We start from the raw sequence: 21,318 nt of genomic DNA, 5'->3' as shown, positions 1-21,318 counted from the left end.
GCGAGGGATGCGGAACAAGGGATACAGAACAAGAGGGGCACCGGCAACGCCGGTGCCCCTCTTCGGTGTTGGTGCTCAGACCTTGCGGCCGATGCCGCAGATCGCGTCCACGTCGGACGGGTCGCGGCCCACGTCGACCGGCTCCGGGTGCCACTGCGAGGTGGGCACGATGCCGGGTTCGATGACCTCCAGGCCCGCGAAGAACGCCTCGATCCGCTCGGGGCTGCGCAGGTGGTACGAGCTGGCGGAGTTGGCGTTGTACACCGAAATCGCTTGGTTCAGCGCCGCGTTGGTGTCCGTGCCGTCGCTCAACGCGAGGTAGCTGCCCGGGGGCAGGGCGTCCAGGAAGCGGCCCACGACGGACTCGGGCTCGTCCGAGTCCGGGATCTGGCCCAGGATGCCCAGCATCGTCAGCGCGATCGGCTTGCTGAAGTCCAGTGTCTGCGCGGCGACTTCGAGAATCCGCTCGGGCGCGCGCACATCCGCTTCGAGGTAGGCGCAGGCGCCCTCCGGGGTGCTGGTGAGCAGCGCCTGCGCGTGCACCAGCACCAGTGGGTCGTTGTCGACGTACACGATGCGGCTCTCGGGTGCGATGCGCTGCGCGACCTCGTGCGTGTTGTCGACGGTGGGCAGGCCGGTCCCGATGTCGAGGAACTGGCGTATGCCCGCCTCTTCGGTGAGATAGCGCACCGCCCGTACCAGGAAGCGGCGTTGGAGGCGGGCGAGCAGGGCGATGTCCGGGAACATCTGGACGATCATTTCGCCGGCCTCGCGGTCGGCGGCGTAGTTGTCCTTGCCGCCCAGGAGGAAGTTCCACACACGGGCGGAGTGCGGCCGGTCGAGCTGGAGCCGGTCGGCCAGCGGGTCTTCGGAGGTCATGGGCAAAGCCTCACACGAAGTACCCGGCGGTGTCCGGCGATTCGGACTCGAATCGGGAGTTACGGCACACTCATGCCCGCGCCGTTCCCGTGCTGTCCCGTTCGATCAATCGCGGCACCGGCACCCGCACCGTGCGCGCCGGACCGCCGTCCAGCAGAGCCGTCAACTCCTGGGCCGCCGTACGGCCGAACTCCACGCTGTCCCGGGACAGCGCCGACAGCCACGGCCGGACCATACGGCAGAGCGCGGAGTCCTCCCAGGCGACCACCGACACGTCCGCCGGTACGGAGAAGCCGAGTTCGGTCGCGGCGGCCACCCCGGCGACGGCCATAACGTCGTTGTCGTAGATCAACGCCGTTGGGGGAGCGGCGACTTCGAGCACCCGACGGGTGACGGCGGCGCCCGCCGCGTCCGAGTAGTCGGTGGTCACCGAGTGCACCTCCGTGAGCCCGCGGCGCGCGGCCTCGGCGCGCAGGGCGCGGATACGGCGCTCGGTGTGCGCGAGGCCCGGCAGACCGGCGATGTGCGCGATGCGCCGGTGGCCGCGCGCGTACAACTCGTCGACCACGGACGCCATCGCGCCCGCGTCGTCGGCCCACACCGTCGACAGACCGGGATGCCGTTCGTCGGGTGCGCCGCCGATCACCACGGCGGGCAGGCCCAGTTCGTCGAGGAGGTCGGGCCGCGGGTCGGCGGTGCGCGGGTCGGCCACCAGGACGCCGTCCACCCGGTGTTCGGCCCACCAGCGCCGGTACACCGCGCACTCGTCGTCGACGTCCTCGGCCATCTGGAAGAGCAGACCGAGGTGACGCTCGGCCAGCACCTCCTGGATGCCGGAGACGAGTTGGAGGAAGAAGGAGTCGACGCCGAGGGTGTCCGCGGGCCGGGCGAGGACGAAACCGACCGTCGCCGCGCCCTCCCCGGACAGCGCCCGCGCCGCCGTACTGGGCCGCCAGCCCAGCTGTTCCGCGACCCGGCGCACCCGGTCGCGGGTGATCTCGGAGACGCCGGGCCGGCCGTTGAGCGCGAAGGAGACCGCGCTCTCGGACACGCCGGCGCGCTGCGCGATGTCCTTCATCGTCGGCCGACGCGCGGGCGACCGCTTGCCTGACAAGCCTGCTCTCCATTCCACCGGTGCCGCGCACTAATGCGCTTGAGTCCGCATACCCTAAAGCGCATTAGTGATCCACCGCAAGAATGCGAACGCACCTTGCTGACCAGTGCAGTTGGCCGGATCCGGCCAACTAATGAATTTAGCTGAGCGGAATCCATTGACTCGCCCGCCGGACAGCGTGCAAGGTCTGCCCCGGCACGATTGGCCAACCCCCACTGCAAAGGAGCCACTCACCGTGCGCATCTCCCGCAGAGCCTTCGCCGCAGCTGCCGCCGCCGTAGTCCTCATGCCGCTGAGCGCCTGCGGCTCCGGGGGAGACGGCGGCGGATCGACCGACGCCTCGGGCAAGGTCGAGGGCGACATCACCTTCCAGACCTGGAACCTCCGCGCCAACTTCAAGTCGTACTTCGAGGGCGTGATCTCCGGCTTCGAGAAGAAGTACCCCGGCACCCATGTGAAGTGGATCGACCAGCCCGCCGAGGGCTACGCCGACAAGATCAGCGCGGACGCCGCCGGCGGCACCCTGCCCGACGTCGTCAACGTCTCCCCGGACCTGGTCGCCCCGCTCGCCAAGGCGGGCCTCGCGCTCGACCTCGACAAGTCGGCCGCGAAGTACAAGAGCGAGTACCTGCCCGGGGCTTGGGCCAGCCACCAGATACCGGGCATGACCGGGACCTACGCCTTCCCCTGGTACCTGAACACCGGCCCGCTCTTCTACAACAAGTCCCTCTTCAAGCAGGCCGGACTCGACCCCGACCAGCCGCCGAAGACGTACGACGAACTCTTCGCCCAGGCCCTCCAGTTGGCGAAGAAGACAGACGGCAAGGTCGCCACCCTCGCCAACGTGCCCACCGTCGAGGACTTCGGCCGCTACGGCGTCGAGCTCATGAACAAGGCGGGCACCGCCTTCGCCTTCAACGACGCCAAGGGCATCGAACTCCTCACCAAGTACAAGGAGTTGTACGACGCGAAGGCCCTCGACTCGCAGGCGCTCACCGCCACCCCCGAGTCGTCCGGCAAGAAGTTCCTCACCGGCGCTGTCGCCATGAACCCCGGCAGCGCCCTGGACCTCGACAACTTCAAGAAGCAGGCGCCCACCCTGTACAAGAACATCGGCATCACCGACCAGATCACCAGCACCGGGCACGTCAACATGTACGTGATGGGCGTGATGGTCAACTCCAAGACCAAGCACACCCCCGCGTCCGTGGCCTTCGCGCACTACGTCACCGACGCCCAGCAGCAGATGTCGTTCGCGAAGAAGGTCGCCATCTTCCCGAGCACCGCCGGTTCCCTCGACGACCCGTACTTCACCAAGGAGGACGGCACCGACGAGACGCGGGTGCGGATCGCCGCCGCCAAGTCCCTGAAGAACGCGGTCAATTACACGCCGGTGCTGTTCAGCGAGCAGATGAAGACCGCGCTGCGCAACGAGGTCGCCAAGGCGCTGCAGGGCAAGGAGAGCCCCAAGACGGCTCTCGACAACGCTGTCAAGGCGTGCAACACGCTGCTCCAGCAGGAAGGCTGAGGGTCCCATGGCCGACGTGTCCCGCGTGCGGCGCCAACTGCCCACCAGTCCCTGGCTGTTCGCCGCCCCCGGGCTGCTCGTCGTCGGCGCCTTCGTGCTGTATCCCTTCGCTTCCACCGTCGCCAACTCCTTCACGGACCGGCGCACCCTGATCCCGGGCCACTTCGTGGGGTTCGCCAACTTCCGCGAGCTGTGGCACGACGACATGTTCTGGACCGGACTGCGCAACAGCACGCTGTACATCGTCGGAGTGGTCCCCGCACTCGTCGTACTCCCGCTGCTGCTCGCCCTGTTGGTGCAGAAGAACATCCCCGGCATCACCTTCTTCCGGTCCGCGTTCTACACGCCGGTCGTCGCGTCGATCGTCGTGGTCGGGCTGATCTGGGTGTGGCTGCTGGACGAACGCGGCCTGGTCAACTCGCTGTTGGAGACGATCGGCGTCGGACAGGTCGGCTTTCTCAGTGACCAGTGGCTGCTTCTGCTGAGTGCCATGGCCGTCACGGTCTGGAAAGGCCTCGGCTACTACATGATCATTTATCTGGCCGCGCTCGCCAGTGTGCCGCGCGAACTGCACGAGGCCGCGTCGGTCGACGGCGCGGGCGCGGTGCGCCGCTTCTTCACGGTGACCGTGCCCGCCGTCCGCTCCACGATGGTTCTCGTCGGGGCGCTGTCGTCGGTCGCCGCCTTCAAGGTGTTCTCCGAGGTGTACCTGATGGCGGGCCCGAGCGGCGGACCGGCCGGTGAGGACACCACCCTCGTGATGCTCGTCCAGCGCACCGGTACCGGCCTGACCGGCCGGGTCGGCTATGCCTCCGCGCTCTCGGTCGTCGTCTTCGTGGTCACCGTCGCGCTGATGCTGCTCGTGCTGCGGGCCGACCGGAAGGAGGACGCTTGAGCGTCATCGAGCGCACAAGGCCCGTCCAGGAGAGGGCAGTTCGTGAGCCCCGCATCACCGACGAGCACGGCCGCCGTATCCGCGTCTGGGAACTCGCCCTGCGCTACTCGCTGTTGCTCATCGTCCTCGCCATCACCGTAGGACCCTTCGTGTGGCAGCTCTCCACCTCGCTGAAGGGCCCGACCGAGGACATCTACAGCTCACCGCCCACCTTCCTGCCCGAACATCCCACCCTGCACAACTACAAGCGGGTCGCCGACACCATCCCCGTCTGGGACTACGCCTTCAACTCGCTGAAGGTCGCCTCCGCCAACGTCGTGACGAACTGCGTCGGTTCGGCGCTCGCGGGCTACGCACTGGCCCGGCTGCGGTACCGGGGTCGCCGCGTGGCCACCCTCGTCTTCATCCTCGCGATGCTCGTGCCGGTGGAGGGCATCATCATCGCCCAGTTCACCACCATGCGGGAGCTGGGCCTGAACAACACCCTGATCGGCGTGGTCCTCCCGGGCTGCGTCGGCGCCATGAACGTCCTGCTGATGCGCAACGCCTTCCTCAACCTGCCGTACGAGATCGAGGAGGCGGCCTACGTCGACGGCGCCAACGTGTGGCAGCGGTTCCTGCGGATCGCGCTGCCGTCCGTGAAGGGGACCCTCGCCGTCGTCGCGATCTTCGCCTTCATGGGCGCCTGGGACGACTTCCTGTGGCCGCTCATCGTGCTCAGCGATCCGTCCAAGTTCACGCTCACCATCGGCCTCAACTATCTGCACGGCACCTTCGCCAACGACGAACGGCTCGTCGCCGCCGGCACGGTCATCGCCGTGGCACCGCTGATCGCCCTCTTCGCCTGCCTCCAGCGGTACTTCTTCCGCGGCGTGGGCGAAGGGGCCGTCAAGGGCTGAGACCTCCGCGCGCCGACTCTCCCCACGTACGCACTACAGAACCAGGATCCCGATGTCTTCTGCCGTGCGCTTCGGCGTCAACTACACGCCCAGCCAAGGGTGGTTCCACCACTGGCTCGACTTCGACCTCGACTCCGTACGCGCCGACCTCGACTCGATCGCCGGGCTGGGCCTCGACCACATCCGCGTCTTCCCGCTGTGGCCGTACTTCCAGCCCAACCGGACCCTGATCCGAACGAAGGCCGTGGAGCAGCTGGTTCAGCTCGTGGACGCGGCCGGAGAGCGCGGGCTCGACGTCAACGTGGACGGTCTGCAAGGACACTTGAGCAGCTTCGACTACCTGCCGGCCTGGACCCGCACCTGGCACCGGCGCAACCTCTTCACCGACCCGGACGTCCTCGACGGCCAGGCCGCCTACCTGCGCACGCTCGCCGCCGCCCTCGCCGACCGGCCCCACTTCATCGGCATGACCCTCGGCAACGAGGTCAACCAGTTCTCGGCGGGCCCGCATCCGGACCCCGACCGGGCGACGGAGGACCAGATCGACGGCTGGCTGGAGCGGATGCTCGCCGCCTGCGCTGAGGGCGCGCCCGGCAAGCCGCATCTGCACGCCGAGTACGACGCGACCTGGTACCAGGACGACATGCCGTTCACACCGGCCCAGGCCGCCCGCCACGGCGCGATGACGGCCGTGCACTCCTGGGTCTTCAACGGCACCGCCCAACGCCACGGGCGTACTTCCGTACCGGCCGAGCATCACGCCGCGTACCTCATCGAGCTGAGCAAGGCCTGGGCCGAGGAGCCGCACCGGCCCGTCTGGCTCCAGGAGGTCGGCGCGCCCCAGCCGCTCGTACCGGCCGAGCACGCGGCCGACTTCGCCTCCGCGACCATCGCCAACGCCCTTGACTGCCCCGACCTCTGGGGCATCACCTGGTGGTGCTCCCACGACGTGTCCCGCGACCTCGCCGACTTCCCCGAACTCGAATACGGGCTGGGCCTGTTGACCAACGACCGGCAGGTCAAGGACATCGCGCTGGTGCTGGCGGAGGCGGCCCGCGAGCCCGCGTACGCGCCCGCCACCCGCACCACGGCACTCGTCGTGCCCGCCGATCCGTCGGTCCGCTCGGTCTGCGGGCCCGGCGGGCCGGTGTTCGACGCCTACTTCCGACTCGTCGCCGACGGGGCCCGCCCGGCGACCGTCCTCGACGTGCGCGCGGACGACAAGGAACACCTCGCCGCGCGCGGCATCACCGAAGTCGTCACTTCCGACCAGGTACTCCCCACCCCACAAGGAGGCACCAGCTCGTGAACCCCGGACGCCCCACCAGACGCACCGTCCTGCTCGCCGGCGCGGCGGCCACCCTGCTGCCCCAACTGCCCACGCCCGCCTTCGCCGCCCAGCAGGCCGCGACCAACACCGGGCAGCCGTACGCCAGTTACTGGTACCCGGACTCCCTGCCCTCGGGCACCCCGGGCACCGGCATCACCTGGAACAGCCTGAAGACCTGGAACGCCGCCTCGGACGCGGACCTCGCCTTCAACGCCGCCGCCGTCCCCCTGGCCGCCCGCTTCACCCCGACCCCAGCGAACAGCACCGCCCGCTCCGACCAGGCCCGCATCCAGTCCCTGGTCTCCTTCGGACCGACGTCGAGCAACCCCTCCCAGGGCGCGGCCACCGCCGACTACTACGCGCTCACCCACTGGTCCTACCTCGACGAACTCGTCTTCTGGGGCGGCTCGTCCGGCGAGGGCATCATCCTCGCCCCGAACGCACCCATCGTCGACGCCGCCCACCGGCACGGCGTACCCGTCCTCGGCAACATCTTCCTGCCGCCCGTCGCCTACGGCGGACAACTCCAGTGGACCCGCGACCTGGTCCAGAAGGACTCCGCCGGGCACTGTCCACTGGCCGCCCAACTCGTCGCGGTCGCCGCCGCGTACGGCTTCGACGGCTGGTTCGTCAACGCCGAGACCAGCGGCGGGAACACCGCCCTCGGCACCGACATGCAGGGCTTCGTCAGCGAGTTGAAGTCCCTTGCTGCCGCGCAGGGGCAGCGGGTCACCTGGTACGACGCGATGACCGTGAACGGGACGGTCAGCTGGCAGGGTGCGCTGAACACCTCGAACCAGGCGTTCTTCCAGGCCGCCGACGACATGTTCGTCGACTTCCGGTGGAGCGCGAGCACGCTGGCCGCGTCCGGGACGAAGGCGGACGGACTGGGGCGCAGCCGCTACGAATTGTGGGCGGGCGTCGATGTCGAGTCCAACGGGTCGAGCACGTCCGTGAGTTGGGACGCGATGGTGCCGACGACCAAGGCGCACATCACGTCCATCGGCTTCTACCGGCCCGAGTGGACCCGCAACCACCTGCCCGCGAGCCGTACCCCGGGCGACTTCCACGCCGCCGACGACCGGTTCTGGACCGGCCGCTCGCTCGACCCGTCGAAGCCGGACGGCACGGACACCTGGCGGGCACCGGCCGTGTCGGTCGCGGACCGGTCGACGGTGGGCGGCGCGCTGCCGTTCGCGAGCGTCTTCAACACCGGGCACGGGCTGCGCTGGTACGAGGACGGGGCGGTCACCTCGGACGCGGCATGGAATCACCTCGGACTGCAGGACCGGCTGCCGTCCCGGCGATGGGTGGTGCGGACGGCCGGGCAGCGGCCCGCTGTGACCTTCGACTTCGCGAACGCGTGGCGGGGCGGCAGCAGTGTGCTGGTCTCGGGTGTACTGGATCAACCGGCGACTGTGGATGTGTACGGTTCACAGCTGCCGATCGGTGGTGACACGGTGGTCGACCTGACGTTCCGCACCGACACCGGCAGTGTGAACGTCGAGCTGGCGGTCGCCACGGCCGAGCCGAGCACGGCGGGGTCGACACCGCCGTACACGTATCTGCCTGTGAACTCGGTCAACGGCATGCGCGCTGTGAAGGATGTCAACGGCTGGCAGACGGTGACCGTGCCGCTCACAGGGCTCTCCGGCACGCTGCACGCGATCGGTGTGCGGCTCACCGCGGCCGACGAGAGCGGGAGCACTGTGAACTGGCGGCTCGGCGGTGTGGCTGTTCGCGACGTCAACGACACCGAGCCGGCCGCCGCCCCCTCCAACCTGCGGATCACCGCCGCGACCGGAGGCGACCTGCGCTTCGCCTGGGACGCCGCGCCCGGCGCCGTACGCCACTACACCCTCCACCGTCTCCTGCCGGACGGCACTCGGCGCTTCCTCGGCGGTACCTGCCAGCGCGCCTTCTTCGTCGGCGGGCTGCAGGCCGAACAGGGCGAGCAGCAGGCGTGGTTCGAACTGCGCGCGACAGGGGAGCTCTACACAGCGTCGGCCCCGTGGCCGTCGCGCACACCTGGTAACACCCGTAACCCAACCCGCAACCGAGCTACGGAGCACCCCACATGCATGACGACCGCAGCCTGGTCGAAGCCCGCCTCAAGCGTGTCCTCGAAGAGCGCATCCGTCCCGCCGTGTACCCCGAGTCCGTGCCGCTGGAAGTGGCCGTCTGGAACGCGCCCGACGAGCCGGTTCCCGTCGCCGAGGGGCTCGCGGGCACACCCGAGCCGATCGAGGTGGGTGCCCGGTGGGGTGCTCCCTGGGGGACCAGCTGGTTCCGCGTCACCGGGACCGTCCCCCAGGAGTGGGCCGGGAAGACCGTCGAGGCGCTGCTCGACCTCGGCTTCGACGAGAACATGCCCGGCTTCCAGTGCGAGGGCCTCGTCTACCGGCCCGACGGCACTCCCGTGAAGGGCCTCAACCCGCGCAACCAGTGGGTCCGGATCGGGGCGCCCGTCGCCGGCGGCGAGGAGGTACGGCTGCACATCGAGGCCGCGTCCAACCCGGTGGTCATGGACTACCACCCCTTCGTACCCACCCAGTTGGGCGACAAGGAGACCGCCGGCAGCGAGCCCCAGTACACGCTCACCCGCATGGACCTCGCCGTCCTCGACGAGAACGTGTGGAACCTCGTACTCGACCTGGAGGTCCTCGGCGAGCTGATGGCCGAGCTGCCGGTCGAGTCGGCACGCCGCTGGGACCTCCTGCGGGCGATAGAGAAGGCGCTCGACGCCGTCGACCTCCAGGACGTCAACGGCACGGCGGAGCGCGCCCGTTCACAGCTTGCGGCCGTCCTCTCCACGCCCGCTGTCCCGTCCGCGCACCGCATCAGCGCCATCGGACACGCGCACATCGACTCGGCATGGCTGTGGCCGCTGCGGGAGACGGTCCGCAAGGTGGCACGGACAACGTCCAACATGACGGCCCTCCTTGAGGACGAACCCGACTTCATCTTCGCCATGTCGCAGGCCCAGCAGTGGGCCTGGGTGAAGGAGCACCGCCCCGAGGTGTGGGCACGGGTCAAGAAGGCGGTCGCGGACGGGCGGTTCGTGCCGGCCGGTGGCATGTGGGTGGAGTCGGACACCAACATGCCGGGCTCGGAGGCGATGGCCCGTCAGTTCGTGCACGGGAAGCGGTTCTTCCTCGACGAGTTCGGCATCGAGAACGAGGAGGCCTGGCTGCCCGACACCTTCGGCTTCGCCGCCGGTCTGCCGCAGATCATCAAGGCCGCCGGGTCCAAGTGGCTGCTGACGCAGAAGATCTCGTGGTCGCAGACGAACAAGTTCCCGCACCACACCTTCCGTTGGGAGGGCATCGACGGCACCCGGATCTTCACCCACTTCCCGCCCGTCGACACCTACAACTGCTCCATGCAGGGCCGCGAGATCGCCCACGCGGCACGCAACTTCAAGGACAAGGGAGTGGCCCGGCACTCTCTCGCGCCCACCGGCTGGGGCGACGGGGGCGGCGGCACCACCCGCGAGATGGTCGCCAAGGCGGCCCGCCTGCGCGACCTCGAAGGCTCGGCGACCGTGGCCTGGGAGACCCCGAAGGAGTTCTTCGAGAAGGCCGAGGCCGAATACCCCGAACCCCCGGTCTGGGTCGGCGAGTTGTACCTCGAACTCCACCGCGCCACCCTCACCAGCCAGGCCAAGACCAAGCAGGGCAACCGGCGCAGCGAACACCTCCTGCGCGAGGCCGAGCTGTGGGCGGCGACGGCTGCGGTGCGGGCCGGATTCCCGTACCCGTACGAGGACTTGGACCGGATCTGGAAGACCGTCCTGCTCCACCAGTTCCACGACATCCTGCCCGGCTCGTCCATCGCCTGGGTGCACCGCGAGGCCCGCCGGACGTACGAGCGGGTCGCCGCGGAACTGAACGGCAACATCGACGCGGCCCAGCGCGCGCTGGCGGGGGAGGGGACGCGGGAACTGGTGTTCAACTCCGCGCCGCACAGCCGCGAAGGCGTCCCCGCGGGCGGCGCAGGGACCCCGGCGGTCCAGGGTGAGACGGCACTCGCGTCACGTGTCGGCGGCGGACACGTCCTGGAGAACGGCCTGCTCCGCGTCGAGATCGACGGCCGGGGACTCGTCGTCTCCGCCTACGACATCGCGGCCGACCGCGAGACCGTCGCCCCCGGCCGGGTCGCGAACCTGCTCCAACTCCACCCGGATTTCCCGAACATGTGGGACGCCTGGGACGTCGACGAGTTCTACCGCAACACGGTCACCGACCTCACGGACGCGGAGGAGGTCGTGGCCGAGGGGAACAACGCCGTGCGGATCGTACGGTCCTTCGGCGCGTCCCGGGTCACCCAAGTGCTGTCCCTCGCCCCTGGGGAGCGGCGGCTGCTCATCGACACCGAGGTCGACTGGCACGAGACCGAGAAGTTCCTCAAGCTCGCCTTCCCGCTGGACGTGCACGCGGAACGGTACGCGTCCGAGACCCAGTTCGGGCACTTCCACCGGCCCACGCACACCAACACCTCATGGGAGGCGGCCAAGTTCGAGGCCTGCAACCACCGCTTCGTCCACATGGAGGAACCCGGCTGGGGCGTCGCCGTCGTCAACGACTCGACGTACGGCCACGATGTGACCCGTACGGTCCGCAGCGAGGGCGACAACGGTACGACCACCACGGTCCGCGTCTCCCTCCTCCGAGCCCCGCGCTTCCCGGACCCCGAGACCGACCAGGGCGTCCACCGTTTCCGGCACGCGCTGGTGCCCGGCGCGGGCATCGGCGACGCGGTCCGCGAGGGCTGGCGGATCAACCTGCCGGAGCGGCGGGTCACGGGTGGGCAGGAGGTCGCGCCGTTGGTCAGCGTCGACCGGGACGCGGTCGTCGTCACGGCGGTGAAGCTCGCCGACGACGGGAGCGGTGACGTCGTGGTCCGCTTCCACGAGGCGCACGGGGGACGGGCCAGGGCGACACTGACGGTGGGCTTCGCGTTCGACGCCGTGGAGGTCGTGGACCTGCTGGAGCGGCCGTCGGCCGAGGCCGAGGAGGTGACCCGTGAGGGTGATCAACTGGCTTTGAGGCTGCGCCCGTTCGAGCTGGTGACGCTGAGGCTTCGGCGGTCCTGACCCGGAACGGCTTTCGCCGGCGGCCGCGATCGCCCGATGATGTGGCAATGAGACGAAGAACGGTCGTCGGTCAGGCCTGGGCCTCCCAACCCGATCCGCTACTGGCGCTTGCCCGACAGGAGTTGGAGTTCTACGCGGGGGCGTGCGACCGGGCCAGGTGGTTGCACTACACGACGGAACTCGGCGCTCTCGCCGCCACGTCCGCGACGGTCGTGGCGGCGGGACTGCACGCGCCTGCCTGGTTCACCGCCCTGATCGCGGGCAGCGCCGTCTTCTTCACCGGCATGCGCCAACTGTTCAGCCCGGGCTCGCGCTGGGTCCTGGCCGCGCAGGCGCGGGAGGGCCTGCGGCGGGCGATCGACCACTACCTGCTGCTCCCGCAGGGCGAGCGCGACGCGGCCGCCCGGGCCGCCCTGCACCGGGCGGTCGACGAGGTGGGCACCAGCGAACTGCGCGGATGGGCGGAGGTCCAGGGCCAGCGGGGCGAACCGCCGCTGCCTGCCTCCGGCGTTTGAGGCTCGGGCCAGGGCGGATGCTCTCGGTTGTTTGCGGCGGGTGCGTGGGGGCTGGTCGCGCCCGCGCGGCGGAGCCGCATATCGATGCAGCCCCGCGCCCCTGGAAGACTTGGCCCCTTCGGGGCTCAGCCCTCCTCCGGCGGGTCTCCCTGCGCGGGCGGAGACAGAGCGCACAGTTCAGAGTGGCTGCCCCTGTTCGCCGTGGGCCGGTGACGACCAGCACGGCCCGGATGCCAGGGCGCCTGAACCCCTGCTTCTAGGGGGCGAGTTGGGCCCGCAGCCACTCCTCGACCTCGCCCACGTGCGAGGCCGCCGCCGCGCGGGCCGCCTCCGGGTCGCGGGCCACCAACGCCCGGTGGATCGCGGCGTGTTCGCGGCGGGTGCGGGCGAAGGCGCCCTCCTCCTGGTAGCCGCGCCACACCCGGGCCCGGAACGTCCTGGACGACAGGCCCTCCAGGATCGCGGCCATGGTCTCGTTGCCTGCGGCGCCCGCGATCTCGCGGTGGAAGGCGAGGTCGTGGGCGAGGATCTCCTCGGGGTCGTCGGTGGCGTTCATCGCCGTGAGGTGCTTCTCGACCTCGGCCAGCTGGTCCGGCGTGATGCGGGCCGCGGCCAGTGCCGTCGCCGTCGACTCCAGGATGCGGCGGACCTCCAGCAGCTCCACCAGACGCGGGCCGCGCGAGAGATCGGCGACGACACCGAAGGTCTCCAGCAGGTCGCCGGCCTCCAACTGCGTGACGTAGATGCCCGAACCGTGCCGGGCCTCCAGCACGCCGAGCACCGTCAGCGCGCGGATCGCCTCGCGCATCGAGCTGCGGGACATGCCCAGTTGGGCCGCGAGATCGCGCTCGGTGGGCAGTCGCTGGCCGGGCTCCAGGCGGCCCTCGCCGATCATCGCCTTGATCCGGTCGATGGCGCGCTGCGTCACCGTGCCCTTCTGCGGAGCGGCACCGCTCGCCGTCTGCTGGGGCAGGGTCTCGTCCACGCCAGTCCTCCTGTCGCCGGTCCGCGCAGTCTAATCACGGATGTGGTCGGACCACTACGGCTCGAAAGCCCGAAAATTTGGCTCCAGAGGGTGTTGCAGCCCCGAAGTGGTCTGATAAATATTCCGGCAACTGCTCGATCACGCTCGATGAGGAGCCCGACAGATGGCCGGCAGCACAGTGCGGAACGGACGGCAAGGCAGGCGATTGACCGCATGGGCGGTGCGTGCGACGGCGGCGGCCGCGTGCGGCACCCTCGCGCTCACGGCATGCGGCAGCACCAAGGACACCGGGGCAAGCAGCACCGGCGGCGGTACCGGCAAGGTGGGGGTGATCCTGCCGCTGCTGACCTCGCCGTTCTGGCAGTCGTACAACGACTACGTGCCGAAGATGGCGAAGTCCGAAGGTGTCCAGGCGCTGAAGACGGTCAACTCCAACAGCGACCCCTCGCAGCAGATCACCGACATCAACAACGAGCTGAACCAGGGCGTCAAGGGCCTGGTCGTCGCTCCGCTGGACAGCGCCGCCATCGAAGCCGGCCTCAACCAGGCCGAGCGCAAGGGCGTGCCGGTCGTCGCCGTCGACGTGGCGCCCGACAAGGGCAAGGTCGCGATGGTCGTGCGCGCCGACAACGTCGCGTACGGCGAGAAGGCCTGCGACTACCTCGGGGCGCACATCACCAGCGGCAAGGTCGTACAGATCATGGGCGACCTCGCCTCGGTCAACGGCCGTGACCGGTCAGAGGCGTTCAGGGCCTGCGTCAAGAAGAAGTACCCGAAGCTGAAGGTCCTGGAGATCCCCGCCAAGTGGGAGTCCGACACGGCGGCCTCCAAGCTCGACACGCTCCTCAACGCCAACCCCGACATCAAGGGCATCTACATGCAGGCGGGCGGCGTCTATCTCGCGCCCACCCTCCAGACCCTCAAGTCCAAGGGCCTGTTGAAGAAGGCGGGCCAGGCCGGACACATCACGATCGTCTCGAACGACGGCATCCCGCAGGAGTTCGACGCGATCCGCAAGGGCGAGATCGACGCCACCGTGTCCCAACCGGCCGACGCCTACGCCAAGTACGGCATGTACTACATCAAGGCCGCGATGGCGGGGAAGACCTTCAAGCCCGGCCCCACCGACCACGACTCCACGATCGTCAAGCTGCCCAGCGGCATCCTTGAGGACCAACTCCCCGCGCCCCTGGTCACCAAGGACAACGTCGACGACGCCAAGCTCTGGGGCAACACGGTCAAATGAGCACTTCAGTAACCACTCCGCTGGTGGAGGCGACGGGAATCGTCAAGCGGTACGGCCCCACCGTCGCCCTCGCCGACGGTCAACTGACCGTACTTCCGGGCGAGTCCCATGCCCTCGTCGGCCGCAACGGCGCCGGCAAGTCCACCCTCGTCACCGTCCTCACCGGACTCCAGGCCCCGGACGAGGGCACGGTCCGCTTCGACGGCGAGCCCGCGCCCCCGCTCACCGACCGCGACGCCTGGCGCGGCAAGGTCGCCTGCGTCTACCAGAAGCCCACTGTGGTACCCGAGTTGACGGTCGCAGAGAACCTCTTCATCAACCGTCAGCCGCAGTCCCGGGGCGGCATCATCAGCTGGCGCCGCCTCCGCACCGAGGCCGCCGCACTTCTCGACACCTGGGACGTACGCGTCGACCCCGAGGCGCGCACCGCCGACCTCAAGGTCGAGGACCGCCAAATGGTGGAAATCGCCCGGGCGTTGAGCTTCGGCGCCCGGTTCATCGTCCTCGACGAACCGACCGCACAGCTCGACAACCGGGAGATCGAGCGGCTCTTCACCCGCATGCGGGCGCTCCAGGAGTCGGGCGTCACCTTCCTGTTCATCTCGCACCACCTCCAGGAGGTGTACGAGGTGTGCCAGACCGTCACCGTGCTGCGCGACGCCCGCTGGATCACGACCGCACCGGTCGCCGACCTCCCGCGCCGGGCCCTGGTGGAGGCCATGGCGGGGGAGTCCATCGCCGAACTCGAAGTCCAGCTCAGGGAGTTGGACACCGAGGCGCCCGTCCTCCTGGATGCGCGCGGGCTCACCTCCGAGTCGTACGAGAACGTCGATCTCACCGTCCGCCGGGGTGAGGTGGTCGGACTCGCCGGGTCCAGCGGCAGCGGCAAGATCGAGCTGGCCGAGTCCTTCACCGGGCTGTACAAGCCGACCGGCGGCACCGCCCAACTCGACGGCGAGCAGCTGCCGTTCGGGGATGTGCAGGCTTCTTTGAAAGCCGGCGTCGGGTGCGTGCCGCGCGACCGGCACGGACAGGGGCTGGTCTTCGGCATGTCCATCGGGGACAACGCCACGATGACGGTCCTGGACCGGCTGGGCCGCTTCGGCTTCGTCGGCACCGACCGTAAGCGCGCGTTCGCGACCGAGCTGATCGAGCGCCTCGACATCCACACCGAGGGCCCCGAACAGCCTGTCTCCGACCTGTCCGGGGGCAACGCGCAGAAGGTCGTCATGGCCCGCGCGCTGGCCTCCGACCCCAGGCTGCTGGTCCTGATCAACCCCACCGCGGGCGTCGACGTGAAGTCCAAGGAGTCCCTCCTGGCCCGCATGGACAGCGCCCGCGACGACGGCACCGCCGTGCTCGTCGTCTCCGACGAACTCGACGACCTGCGGCGCTGCGACCGCGTCCTCGTCCTCTTCCACGGCCGTGTCGTCGCCGAGCACCCGGCGGGCTGGCGCGACCACGAGCTGATCGCCTCCATCGAAGGAGTGGACCATGGCTGACACCAAGGCGGCCCCGCCGCTCGCCGCCCCACGCGCCACCGGGGCGGGCTCGGCCCGGACGGTCCTGCTCCGCCGGGCCCGCGAACTCGCCCTCGTACCAGCCCTGTTGGTGCTCCTGGTGCTCGGCGCGATCGTCAACGACTCGTTCCTCACCGAACGGAACCTGATCTCCATCCTGGGTGCCTCCGCCGCCCTCGCGATGGTGGTCCTCGCCGAGTCGCTGATCCTCATCACCGGCAAGATCGACCTGTCGCTGGAGTCGGTGGTCGGCATCGCGCCCGCCATCGGCGCCCTGCTGGTCCTGCCGACCGCCGAGTCCGGCTGGGGCACGGAGTGGGCGGCCCCGCTCGCCCTCGTCGCGGTCCTCGTCGTGGGCGGGATCATCGGCGCCTTCAACGGCATCCTCGTGGTGAAGTTCAAGCTCAACGCCTTCATCGTCACCCTCGCCATGCTGATCGTCCTGCGCGGTCTGCTGGTCGGCGCCACCAAGGGCAAGACGCTGTTCGGCATGCCCGACTCCTTCTTCACCCTCGCCACCAGCACCTTCCTGAACGTCCCGATGTCGGTGTGGCTGGCCGCGGTCTGCTTCGCGATCGCCGGGTTCGTGCTCAAGTACCACCGCGTCGGCCGCGCCCTGTACGCGATCGGCGGCAACCAGGAGGCGGCCCGCGCGGCCGGCATCCGCGTCGACCGGATGCTGCTCGGCGTGTCGGTCGTCGCCGGAGTCCTCGCCTCGGTGGGCGGCATCATGCAGACCGGCTACGTCGGCGCGATCAGCGCCAACCAGGGCAACAACATGATCTTCACCGTGATGGCGGCCGCGGTCATCGGCGGCATCAGCCTCGACGGCGGCAAGGGCACCATGTTCGGCGCCCTGACTGGCGTACTCCTCCTCGGAGTTGTCCAGAACCTCCTCACCCTCGCCCAGGTCCCGTCCTTCTGGATCCAGGCCATCTACGGCGGGATCATCCTGGTCGCCCTCATGATCGCCCGCGTGACGACCGGCCGCGCCCAGGACTGACCCACCGGCCTCCGGCACCCGCACGGCACCGGATCCCTGTCCCCGACCGAAAGGCCTTCCGTGTCCCCGACCCCCGCCCGCGTCACCGCGGTCGACACCTACGACATCCGTTTCCCCACCTCGCGCGAGCTCGACGGCTCCGACGCGATGAACCCGGACCCCGACTACTCGGCCGCGTACGTCGTGCTGCGCACCGACGCGGCCGACGGGCACGAGGGGCACGGGTTCTCCTTCACCATCGGGCGGGGCAACGATGTCCAGGTCGCCGCGATCGACGCGCTGCGGCACCATGTGATCGGCCGGTCCGTGGACCAACTCTGCGCGGATCCGGGGTCGTTGAACCGCGAGCTGATCGGCGACAGTCAACTCCGGTGGCTGGGGCCCGAGAAGGGCGTGATGCACATGGCGATCGGCGCCGTGATCAACGCGGCCTGGGACCTCACCGCCAAGCGCGCCGGCAAACCCCTGTGGCGGCTCCTCGCCGACGCCGACCCCGAATGGCTCGTCAGCCAGATCGACTTCAGGTACATCACGGACGCGCTCACCCCGGACGAGGCCCTCGACATCCTGCGCCGCGGCAGGGCGGGCGCCGAAGGCCGTAGGAACATCCTGCTGGAGCGCGGCTTCCCCGCCTACACCACCTCCGCCGGCTGGCTCGGCTACGACGACGAGAAGCTCACCCGGCTTGCCGCCCAGGCCGTCGCCGACGGCTTCCGGCAGATCAAGCTGAAGGTCGGCGCCGACCTCGACGACGACATCCGCCGCTGCCGCGTGGCCCGTTCGGTGGTCGGCCCCGACATCCGCATGGCGATCGACGCCAACCAGCGCTGGGACGTGGCCGAGGCGATCCGCTGGACCAAGGCCCTCGCCGAGTTCGACCCGTACTGGATCGAGGAACCCACCAGCCCCGACGACGTGTTGGGCCACGCCACGATCCGCGCGGCCGTCGCCCCGGTCAAGGTCGCCACCGGCGAACACGTCCAGAACCGCATCGTGTTCAAGCAGTTGCTCCAGGCCGGCGCCCTCGACATCCTCCAGATAGACGCGGCCCGCGTCGGCGGCGTCAACGAGAACCTGGCGATCCTGCTGCTCGCCGCCAAGTTCGGCATCCCCGTCTGCCCGCACGCGGGCGGCGTCGGCCTGTGCGAACTCGTCCAGCACCTCTCGATGTTCGACTACCTCGCCGTCTCCGGCACCACCGACGACCGCGTCATCGAGTACGTCGATCATCTGCACGACCACTTCCTCGATCCGGTGGTGATCCGCGAGGGTCACTACATGGCACCCACCGCGCCCGGTTTCTCGGCCACCATGCGGCCCGAGTCGATCGCGCGGTACACCTTCCCCGGCGGCACCTTCTGGGCCGCCGACCTGGACCGGCAGAAGGGACACGCGGCATGAGCGACTTCGAGGGGCTCAAGGCCCTGGTCACCGGCGGCGCCTCCGGCATCGGCCGGGCCACCGCCGAACTCCTCGCCGAACGCGGCGCGTTGGTGGCGGTGCTCGACCTCGACCCGTCCGGCGTCGAGAAGCCGCTGCTCGGCTACCGCGCCGACGTCACCGACGACGCCTCCGTACGACAGGCCGTCGCCGCCGCGGTCGCCGACCTCGGCGGACTCGACGTGGTGGTCAACAACGCGGGCATCGGCGCCCAGGGCACCGTCGAGGACAACGACGACGACGAGTGGCACCGCGTCCTGAACGTCAACGTCATCGGCATGGTCCGCGTCGCCCGCGCCGCCCTCCCGCACCTGCGCGAGTCGTCCCACGCGGCGATCGTCAACACCTGCTCCATCGCGGCCACGGCCGGTCTCCCACAACGCGCGCTCTACAGCGCCACCAAGGGCGCCGTGTACTCCCTCACCCTCGCCATGGCCGCCGACCACCTCCGCGAGGGAGTCCGCGTCAACTGCGTCAACCCCGGTACGGCGGACACCCCTTGGGTCGGCCGCCTCCTCGACTCCGCTCCCGACCCGGCCGCCGAACGCGCCGCTCTGGCAGCCCGCCAACCCTCCGGCCGACTCGTCTCGGCCGCCGAAGTCGCGGGCGCCATCGCCTACTTGGCGAGCCCGCTGTCCGGCGCCACCACCGGCACGTCGCTCGCCGTGGACGGCGGCATGCAGGGCCTGCGCCTGAGGCCGGTGGGCCAGTGAGCGCCCTCGGGGAGAGCGGGGTCGAGGTCAGCGGCCTGGGCTTCGGTGGCGCCGCGATCGCCAACCTGTACACCGAGGTCGACGACGACCAGGCGCACCGGGCCGTCAACACGGCCTGGCAGCACGGCATTCGCTACTTCGACACCGCACCGCACTATGGTCTCGGTCTGTCCGAGCGGCGCCTCGGTGCGGCCCTGCGTGAGCATCCGCGCTCGTCGTACGAGATCTCCACCAAGGCCGGACGGCGGCTGGAGCTTCTTGACTCGGCGACCGGCGACGACCTCGCCAACGGTTTCGCCGTGCCCGCCACGCAGCGCCGTGTGTGGGACTTCAGCGCCGACGGGGTACGCCGCACCCTGGACGCCAGCCTGGAACGGCTCGGTCTCGACCGCGTCGACATCGTCTACCTCCACGACCCCGACGACCACGCCGAACAGGCCTTCCGCGAGGGCTATCCGGCCCTGGAGAAGCTCCGCGCGGAAGGCGTCGTCGGGGCGATCGGCGCGGGCATGAACCAGGCCGAGATGCTCACCCGGTTCGTCCAGGACACGGACGTCGACGTGGTGCTGTGCGCGGGCCGCTACACCCTGCTCGACCAGAGCGCGCTCGCCGAACTGCTCCCGGCCGCCGTCGCACGCGGCAAGTCGGTGGTCATCGGCGGGGCCTTCAACTCCGGTCTGCTGGCGGACCCGAAGCCGGACGCGACGTACAACTACGCGCAGGCGCCTGCCGAGTTGCTGGACCGCGCCCTGCGCATGAAGGCCGTGGCCGAGCGTCACGGCATCACTCTGCGCGCCGCCGCCCTCGCCTTCTGCGCGGCTCACCCGGCGGTGGCGAGCGTTCTGGTCGGTGCCCGGTCGGAGGCCGAAGTGCGGGACTGCGCCGAGCAGTTCGCCGCCGTCGTGCCCGCCGCGTTCTGGCAGGAACTGCGGGACACCGGCCTCCTGTCCGCCGACGCCCCCGTTCCCGACCTCGCCGAGGAACCGCCCGAGGAGCCGTCATGAGAGTCGCCCTGCACACCAAGGTCCGCGCCGACCGCGTCGCCGAGTACGAGAGCGCCCACCACGAGGTCCCCAAGGAACTCACCGCCGCGATCCGCGCCGCCGGTGCCACCTCCTGGACGATCTGGCGCAGCGGCACCGACCTCTTCCACGTCCTGGAGTGCGACGACTACGCCCGCCTGCTCGCCGAGTTGGACCAGCTCCCGGTGAACGTGGCCTGGCAGGCCCGCATGGCCCAGCTCCTCAGCGTGGTGCACGACTACTCCGGCCAGGGCGCCGACGCGGGCCTGCCCGTCGTATGGGAGCTGCCATGACGGTCGACGCGCACCACCACGTCTGGGACCTCTCGGTCCGCGACCAGGACTGGATCACCGGCCCCGAACTCCAGCCGCTGCGCCGGGACTTCGCCGTATCCGACCTCGAACCCGAGGCCCGGGCGGCCGGTGTCGACCGGACCGTCCTCGTCCAGACGATCACTGTCGCCGAGGAGACCCCGGAGTTCCTGGCCCTCGCCGACGCGTACGACCTGATCGCCGGAGTCGTCGGCTGGACCGACCTCACCCGCCCGGACATCACCGACGAACTGGCCCGTCTGCGTGAACTCCCCGGCGGCCGTTACCTCAAGGGCATCCGCCACCAGGTACAGGGCGAGCCCGACCCGAACTGGCTGCTGCGCCCGGACGTACACCGAGGCCTCACCGCCGTCGCCGAGGCGGGACTCGTCTACGACCTGCTCGTCCTGCCCCATCAGTTCCCGGCCTGCGTCGAGGCAGCCGCATCCCTGCCCCAACTCGCCTTCGTCCTAGACCACTTGGGCAAGCCGCCCATCGCCTCGGGGCAACTGGAGCCCTGGGCGACCTCCCTCCGTTCCCTCGCCGCGCTCCCCAACACGTACTGCAAACTGTCCGGCCTGGTCACGGAGGCCGACTGGAAGACCTGGCGCACGGAGGATCTGCATCCCTATGCGGACACCGCGCTCGACGCCTTCGGCCCGAGCCGGCTGATGTTCGGCTCCGACTGGCCGGTGTGCACCCTGGCGGCGACCTACGGCCAAGTCACCGACACGGCCGGCGAGTTGACGGACGATCTCAGTGCGGCCGAACGGGCCGAGGTCTTCGAGGGCACAGCCACCCGCGTCTACGGCCTCTGACGCGC

Annotated in this window: 17 protein-coding genes and 1 pseudogene; 15 read left to right on the top strand and 3 right to left on the bottom strand. The window is 69.9% G+C overall.

Going from position 1 to position 21,318, the window contains the following annotated elements:
• Window positions 1-75: 75 nt before the first annotated feature.
• Together ACFWP5_RS20990 and ACFWP5_RS20985 are read right to left on the bottom strand one after the other, a co-directional pair.
• Complete coding sequence (locus tag ACFWP5_RS20990; protein ID WP_384158402.1) at window positions 76-879, bottom strand: SAM-dependent methyltransferase; 804 nt, start codon at window positions 877-879, stop codon at window positions 76-78.
• A gap of 70 nt (window positions 880-949) precedes the next feature.
• Window positions 950-1,957: a LacI family DNA-binding transcriptional regulator gene (locus ACFWP5_RS20985; protein WP_363094147.1), complete on the bottom strand. Its 1,008-nt coding sequence runs from the start codon at window positions 1,955-1,957 to the stop codon at window positions 950-952.
• A 271-nt stretch (window positions 1,958-2,228) separates the two neighbouring features.
• Here ACFWP5_RS20985 and ACFWP5_RS20980 point away from each other — a divergent pair, with 271 nt between their 5' ends.
• The 7 genes and pseudogenes from ACFWP5_RS20980 (at window position 2,229) to ACFWP5_RS20950 (ending at window position 12,255) form a co-directional block, all read left to right on the top strand.
• Complete coding sequence (locus tag ACFWP5_RS20980; protein WP_384158399.1) at window positions 2,229-3,521, top strand: ABC transporter substrate-binding protein; 1,293 nt, start codon at window positions 2,229-2,231, stop codon at window positions 3,519-3,521.
• 7 nt (window positions 3,522-3,528) lie between these two features.
• Entirely contained in the window at window positions 3,529-4,416 is an 888-nt protein-coding gene (locus ACFWP5_RS20975) for a carbohydrate ABC transporter permease (protein WP_384158396.1), read from the top strand.
• Window positions 4,413-5,315, top strand: a complete 903-nt coding sequence (locus ACFWP5_RS20970; protein ID WP_384158394.1) for a carbohydrate ABC transporter permease — start codon at window positions 4,413-4,415, stop codon at window positions 5,313-5,315. The genes ACFWP5_RS20975 and ACFWP5_RS20970 overlap by 4 nt, the downstream gene beginning before the upstream one ends.
• 64 nt (window positions 5,316-5,379) lie before the next feature.
• A complete protein-coding gene (locus ACFWP5_RS20965) occupies window positions 5,380-6,624 on the top strand; it encodes a glycosyl hydrolase (protein ID WP_384158469.1) in 1,245 nt (414 codons plus the stop codon).
• A pseudogene (locus tag ACFWP5_RS20960) lies at window positions 6,621-8,680 on the top strand (endo-beta-N-acetylglucosaminidase). Before ACFWP5_RS20965 ends, ACFWP5_RS20960 begins: the two are co-directional and overlap by 4 nt.
• A gap of 42 nt (window positions 8,681-8,722) precedes the next feature.
• Window positions 8,723-11,740: an alpha-mannosidase gene (locus ACFWP5_RS20955; protein ID WP_384158391.1), complete on the top strand. Its 3,018-nt coding sequence runs from the start codon at window positions 8,723-8,725 to the stop codon at window positions 11,738-11,740.
• Between the two features lie 47 nt (window positions 11,741-11,787).
• The gene (locus ACFWP5_RS20950; protein ID WP_384158388.1) at window positions 11,788-12,255 is read left to right on the top strand and encodes a DUF4231 domain-containing protein; all 468 of its coding nucleotides are present in this window, start codon (window positions 11,788-11,790) and stop codon (window positions 12,253-12,255) included.
• 256 nt (window positions 12,256-12,511) lie between these two features.
• On the opposite strand, the gene ACFWP5_RS20945 is transcribed toward ACFWP5_RS20950, so the two are convergent.
• Entirely contained in the window at window positions 12,512-13,240 is a 729-nt protein-coding gene (locus ACFWP5_RS20945) for a FadR/GntR family transcriptional regulator (protein WP_384158385.1), read from the bottom strand.
• A 163-nt stretch (window positions 13,241-13,403) separates the two neighbouring features.
• Here ACFWP5_RS20945 and ACFWP5_RS20940 point away from each other — a divergent pair, with 163 nt between their 5' ends.
• From ACFWP5_RS20940 to ACFWP5_RS20905, 8 genes are read left to right on the top strand one after another with little or no spacing between them, the layout of a single operon-like run.
• Window positions 13,404-14,486, top strand: coding sequence for a sugar ABC transporter substrate-binding protein (locus tag ACFWP5_RS20940; RefSeq protein WP_384158382.1), 1,083 nt, complete (start codon window positions 13,404-13,406; stop codon window positions 14,484-14,486).
• Window positions 14,483-15,988, top strand: a complete 1,506-nt coding sequence (locus ACFWP5_RS20935) for a sugar ABC transporter ATP-binding protein (RefSeq protein WP_384158379.1) — start codon at window positions 14,483-14,485, stop codon at window positions 15,986-15,988. The genes ACFWP5_RS20940 and ACFWP5_RS20935 overlap by 4 nt, the downstream gene beginning before the upstream one ends.
• Window positions 15,981-17,009, top strand: a complete 1,029-nt coding sequence (locus ACFWP5_RS20930) for an ABC transporter permease (protein ID WP_384158376.1) — start codon at window positions 15,981-15,983, stop codon at window positions 17,007-17,009. Before ACFWP5_RS20935 ends, ACFWP5_RS20930 begins: the two co-directional genes overlap by 8 nt.
• A gap of 60 nt (window positions 17,010-17,069) precedes the next feature.
• On the top strand, window positions 17,070-18,410 hold the full coding sequence (locus tag ACFWP5_RS20925) for an L-fuconate dehydratase (RefSeq protein ID WP_384158373.1): 1,341 nt from the start codon (window positions 17,070-17,072) through the stop codon (window positions 18,408-18,410).
• Window positions 18,407-19,162, top strand: a complete 756-nt coding sequence (locus ACFWP5_RS20920; protein WP_384158371.1) for an SDR family NAD(P)-dependent oxidoreductase — start codon at window positions 18,407-18,409, stop codon at window positions 19,160-19,162. Before ACFWP5_RS20925 ends, ACFWP5_RS20920 begins: the two co-directional genes overlap by 4 nt.
• Window positions 19,159-20,166, top strand: coding sequence for an aldo/keto reductase (locus ACFWP5_RS20915; RefSeq protein WP_384158368.1), 1,008 nt, complete (start codon window positions 19,159-19,161; stop codon window positions 20,164-20,166). The genes ACFWP5_RS20920 and ACFWP5_RS20915 overlap by 4 nt, the downstream gene beginning before the upstream one ends.
• The gene (locus ACFWP5_RS20910) at window positions 20,163-20,477 is read left to right on the top strand and encodes an L-rhamnose mutarotase (protein WP_384158365.1); all 315 of its coding nucleotides are present in this window, start codon (window positions 20,163-20,165) and stop codon (window positions 20,475-20,477) included. Before ACFWP5_RS20915 ends, ACFWP5_RS20910 begins: the two co-directional genes overlap by 4 nt.
• Window positions 20,474-21,313, top strand: a complete 840-nt coding sequence (locus ACFWP5_RS20905; RefSeq protein ID WP_384158363.1) for an amidohydrolase family protein — start codon at window positions 20,474-20,476, stop codon at window positions 21,311-21,313. The genes ACFWP5_RS20910 and ACFWP5_RS20905 overlap by 4 nt, the downstream gene beginning before the upstream one ends.
• The last annotated feature ends 5 nt before the right edge of the window (window positions 21,314-21,318 follow it).

The organism is Streptomyces sp. NPDC058469 (assembly GCF_042721125.1).
Taxonomy (GTDB): Bacteria; Actinomycetota; Actinomycetes; order Streptomycetales; family Streptomycetaceae; genus Streptomyces.
The sequence above is the reverse complement of the archived record's forward strand: the minus strand, read 5'-3'. Positions and strand labels throughout refer to the sequence as shown.

What these genes read in the sequence shown, in the direction of transcription:
- ACFWP5_RS20990 (WP_384158402.1), bottom strand. Translation starts at nt 879, where the DNA reads ATGACCTCCGAAGACCCGCTGGCCGACCGGCTCCAGCTCGACCGGCCG.
- ACFWP5_RS20985 (WP_363094147.1), bottom strand. Translation starts at nt 1,957, where the DNA reads ATGAAGGACATCGCGCAGCGCGCCGGCGTGTCCGAGAGCGCGGTCTCC.
- ACFWP5_RS20975 (WP_384158396.1), top strand. Translation starts at nt 3,529, where the DNA reads ATGGCCGACGTGTCCCGCGTGCGGCGCCAACTGCCCACCAGTCCCTGG.
- ACFWP5_RS20955 (WP_384158391.1), top strand. Translation starts at nt 8,723, where the DNA reads ATGCATGACGACCGCAGCCTGGTCGAAGCCCGCCTCAAGCGTGTCCTC.
- ACFWP5_RS20950 (WP_384158388.1), top strand. Translation starts at nt 11,788, where the DNA reads ATGAGACGAAGAACGGTCGTCGGTCAGGCCTGGGCCTCCCAACCCGAT.
- ACFWP5_RS20940 (WP_384158382.1), top strand. Translation starts at nt 13,404, where the DNA reads ATGGCCGGCAGCACAGTGCGGAACGGACGGCAAGGCAGGCGATTGACC.
- ACFWP5_RS20935 (WP_384158379.1), top strand. Translation starts at nt 14,483, where the DNA reads ATGAGCACTTCAGTAACCACTCCGCTGGTGGAGGCGACGGGAATCGTC.
- ACFWP5_RS20930 (WP_384158376.1), top strand. Translation starts at nt 15,981, where the DNA reads ATGGCTGACACCAAGGCGGCCCCGCCGCTCGCCGCCCCACGCGCCACC.
- ACFWP5_RS20920 (WP_384158371.1), top strand. Translation starts at nt 18,407, where the DNA reads ATGAGCGACTTCGAGGGGCTCAAGGCCCTGGTCACCGGCGGCGCCTCC.
- ACFWP5_RS20910 (WP_384158365.1), top strand. Translation starts at nt 20,163, where the DNA reads ATGAGAGTCGCCCTGCACACCAAGGTCCGCGCCGACCGCGTCGCCGAG.
- ACFWP5_RS20905 (WP_384158363.1), top strand. Translation starts at nt 20,474, where the DNA reads ATGACGGTCGACGCGCACCACCACGTCTGGGACCTCTCGGTCCGCGAC.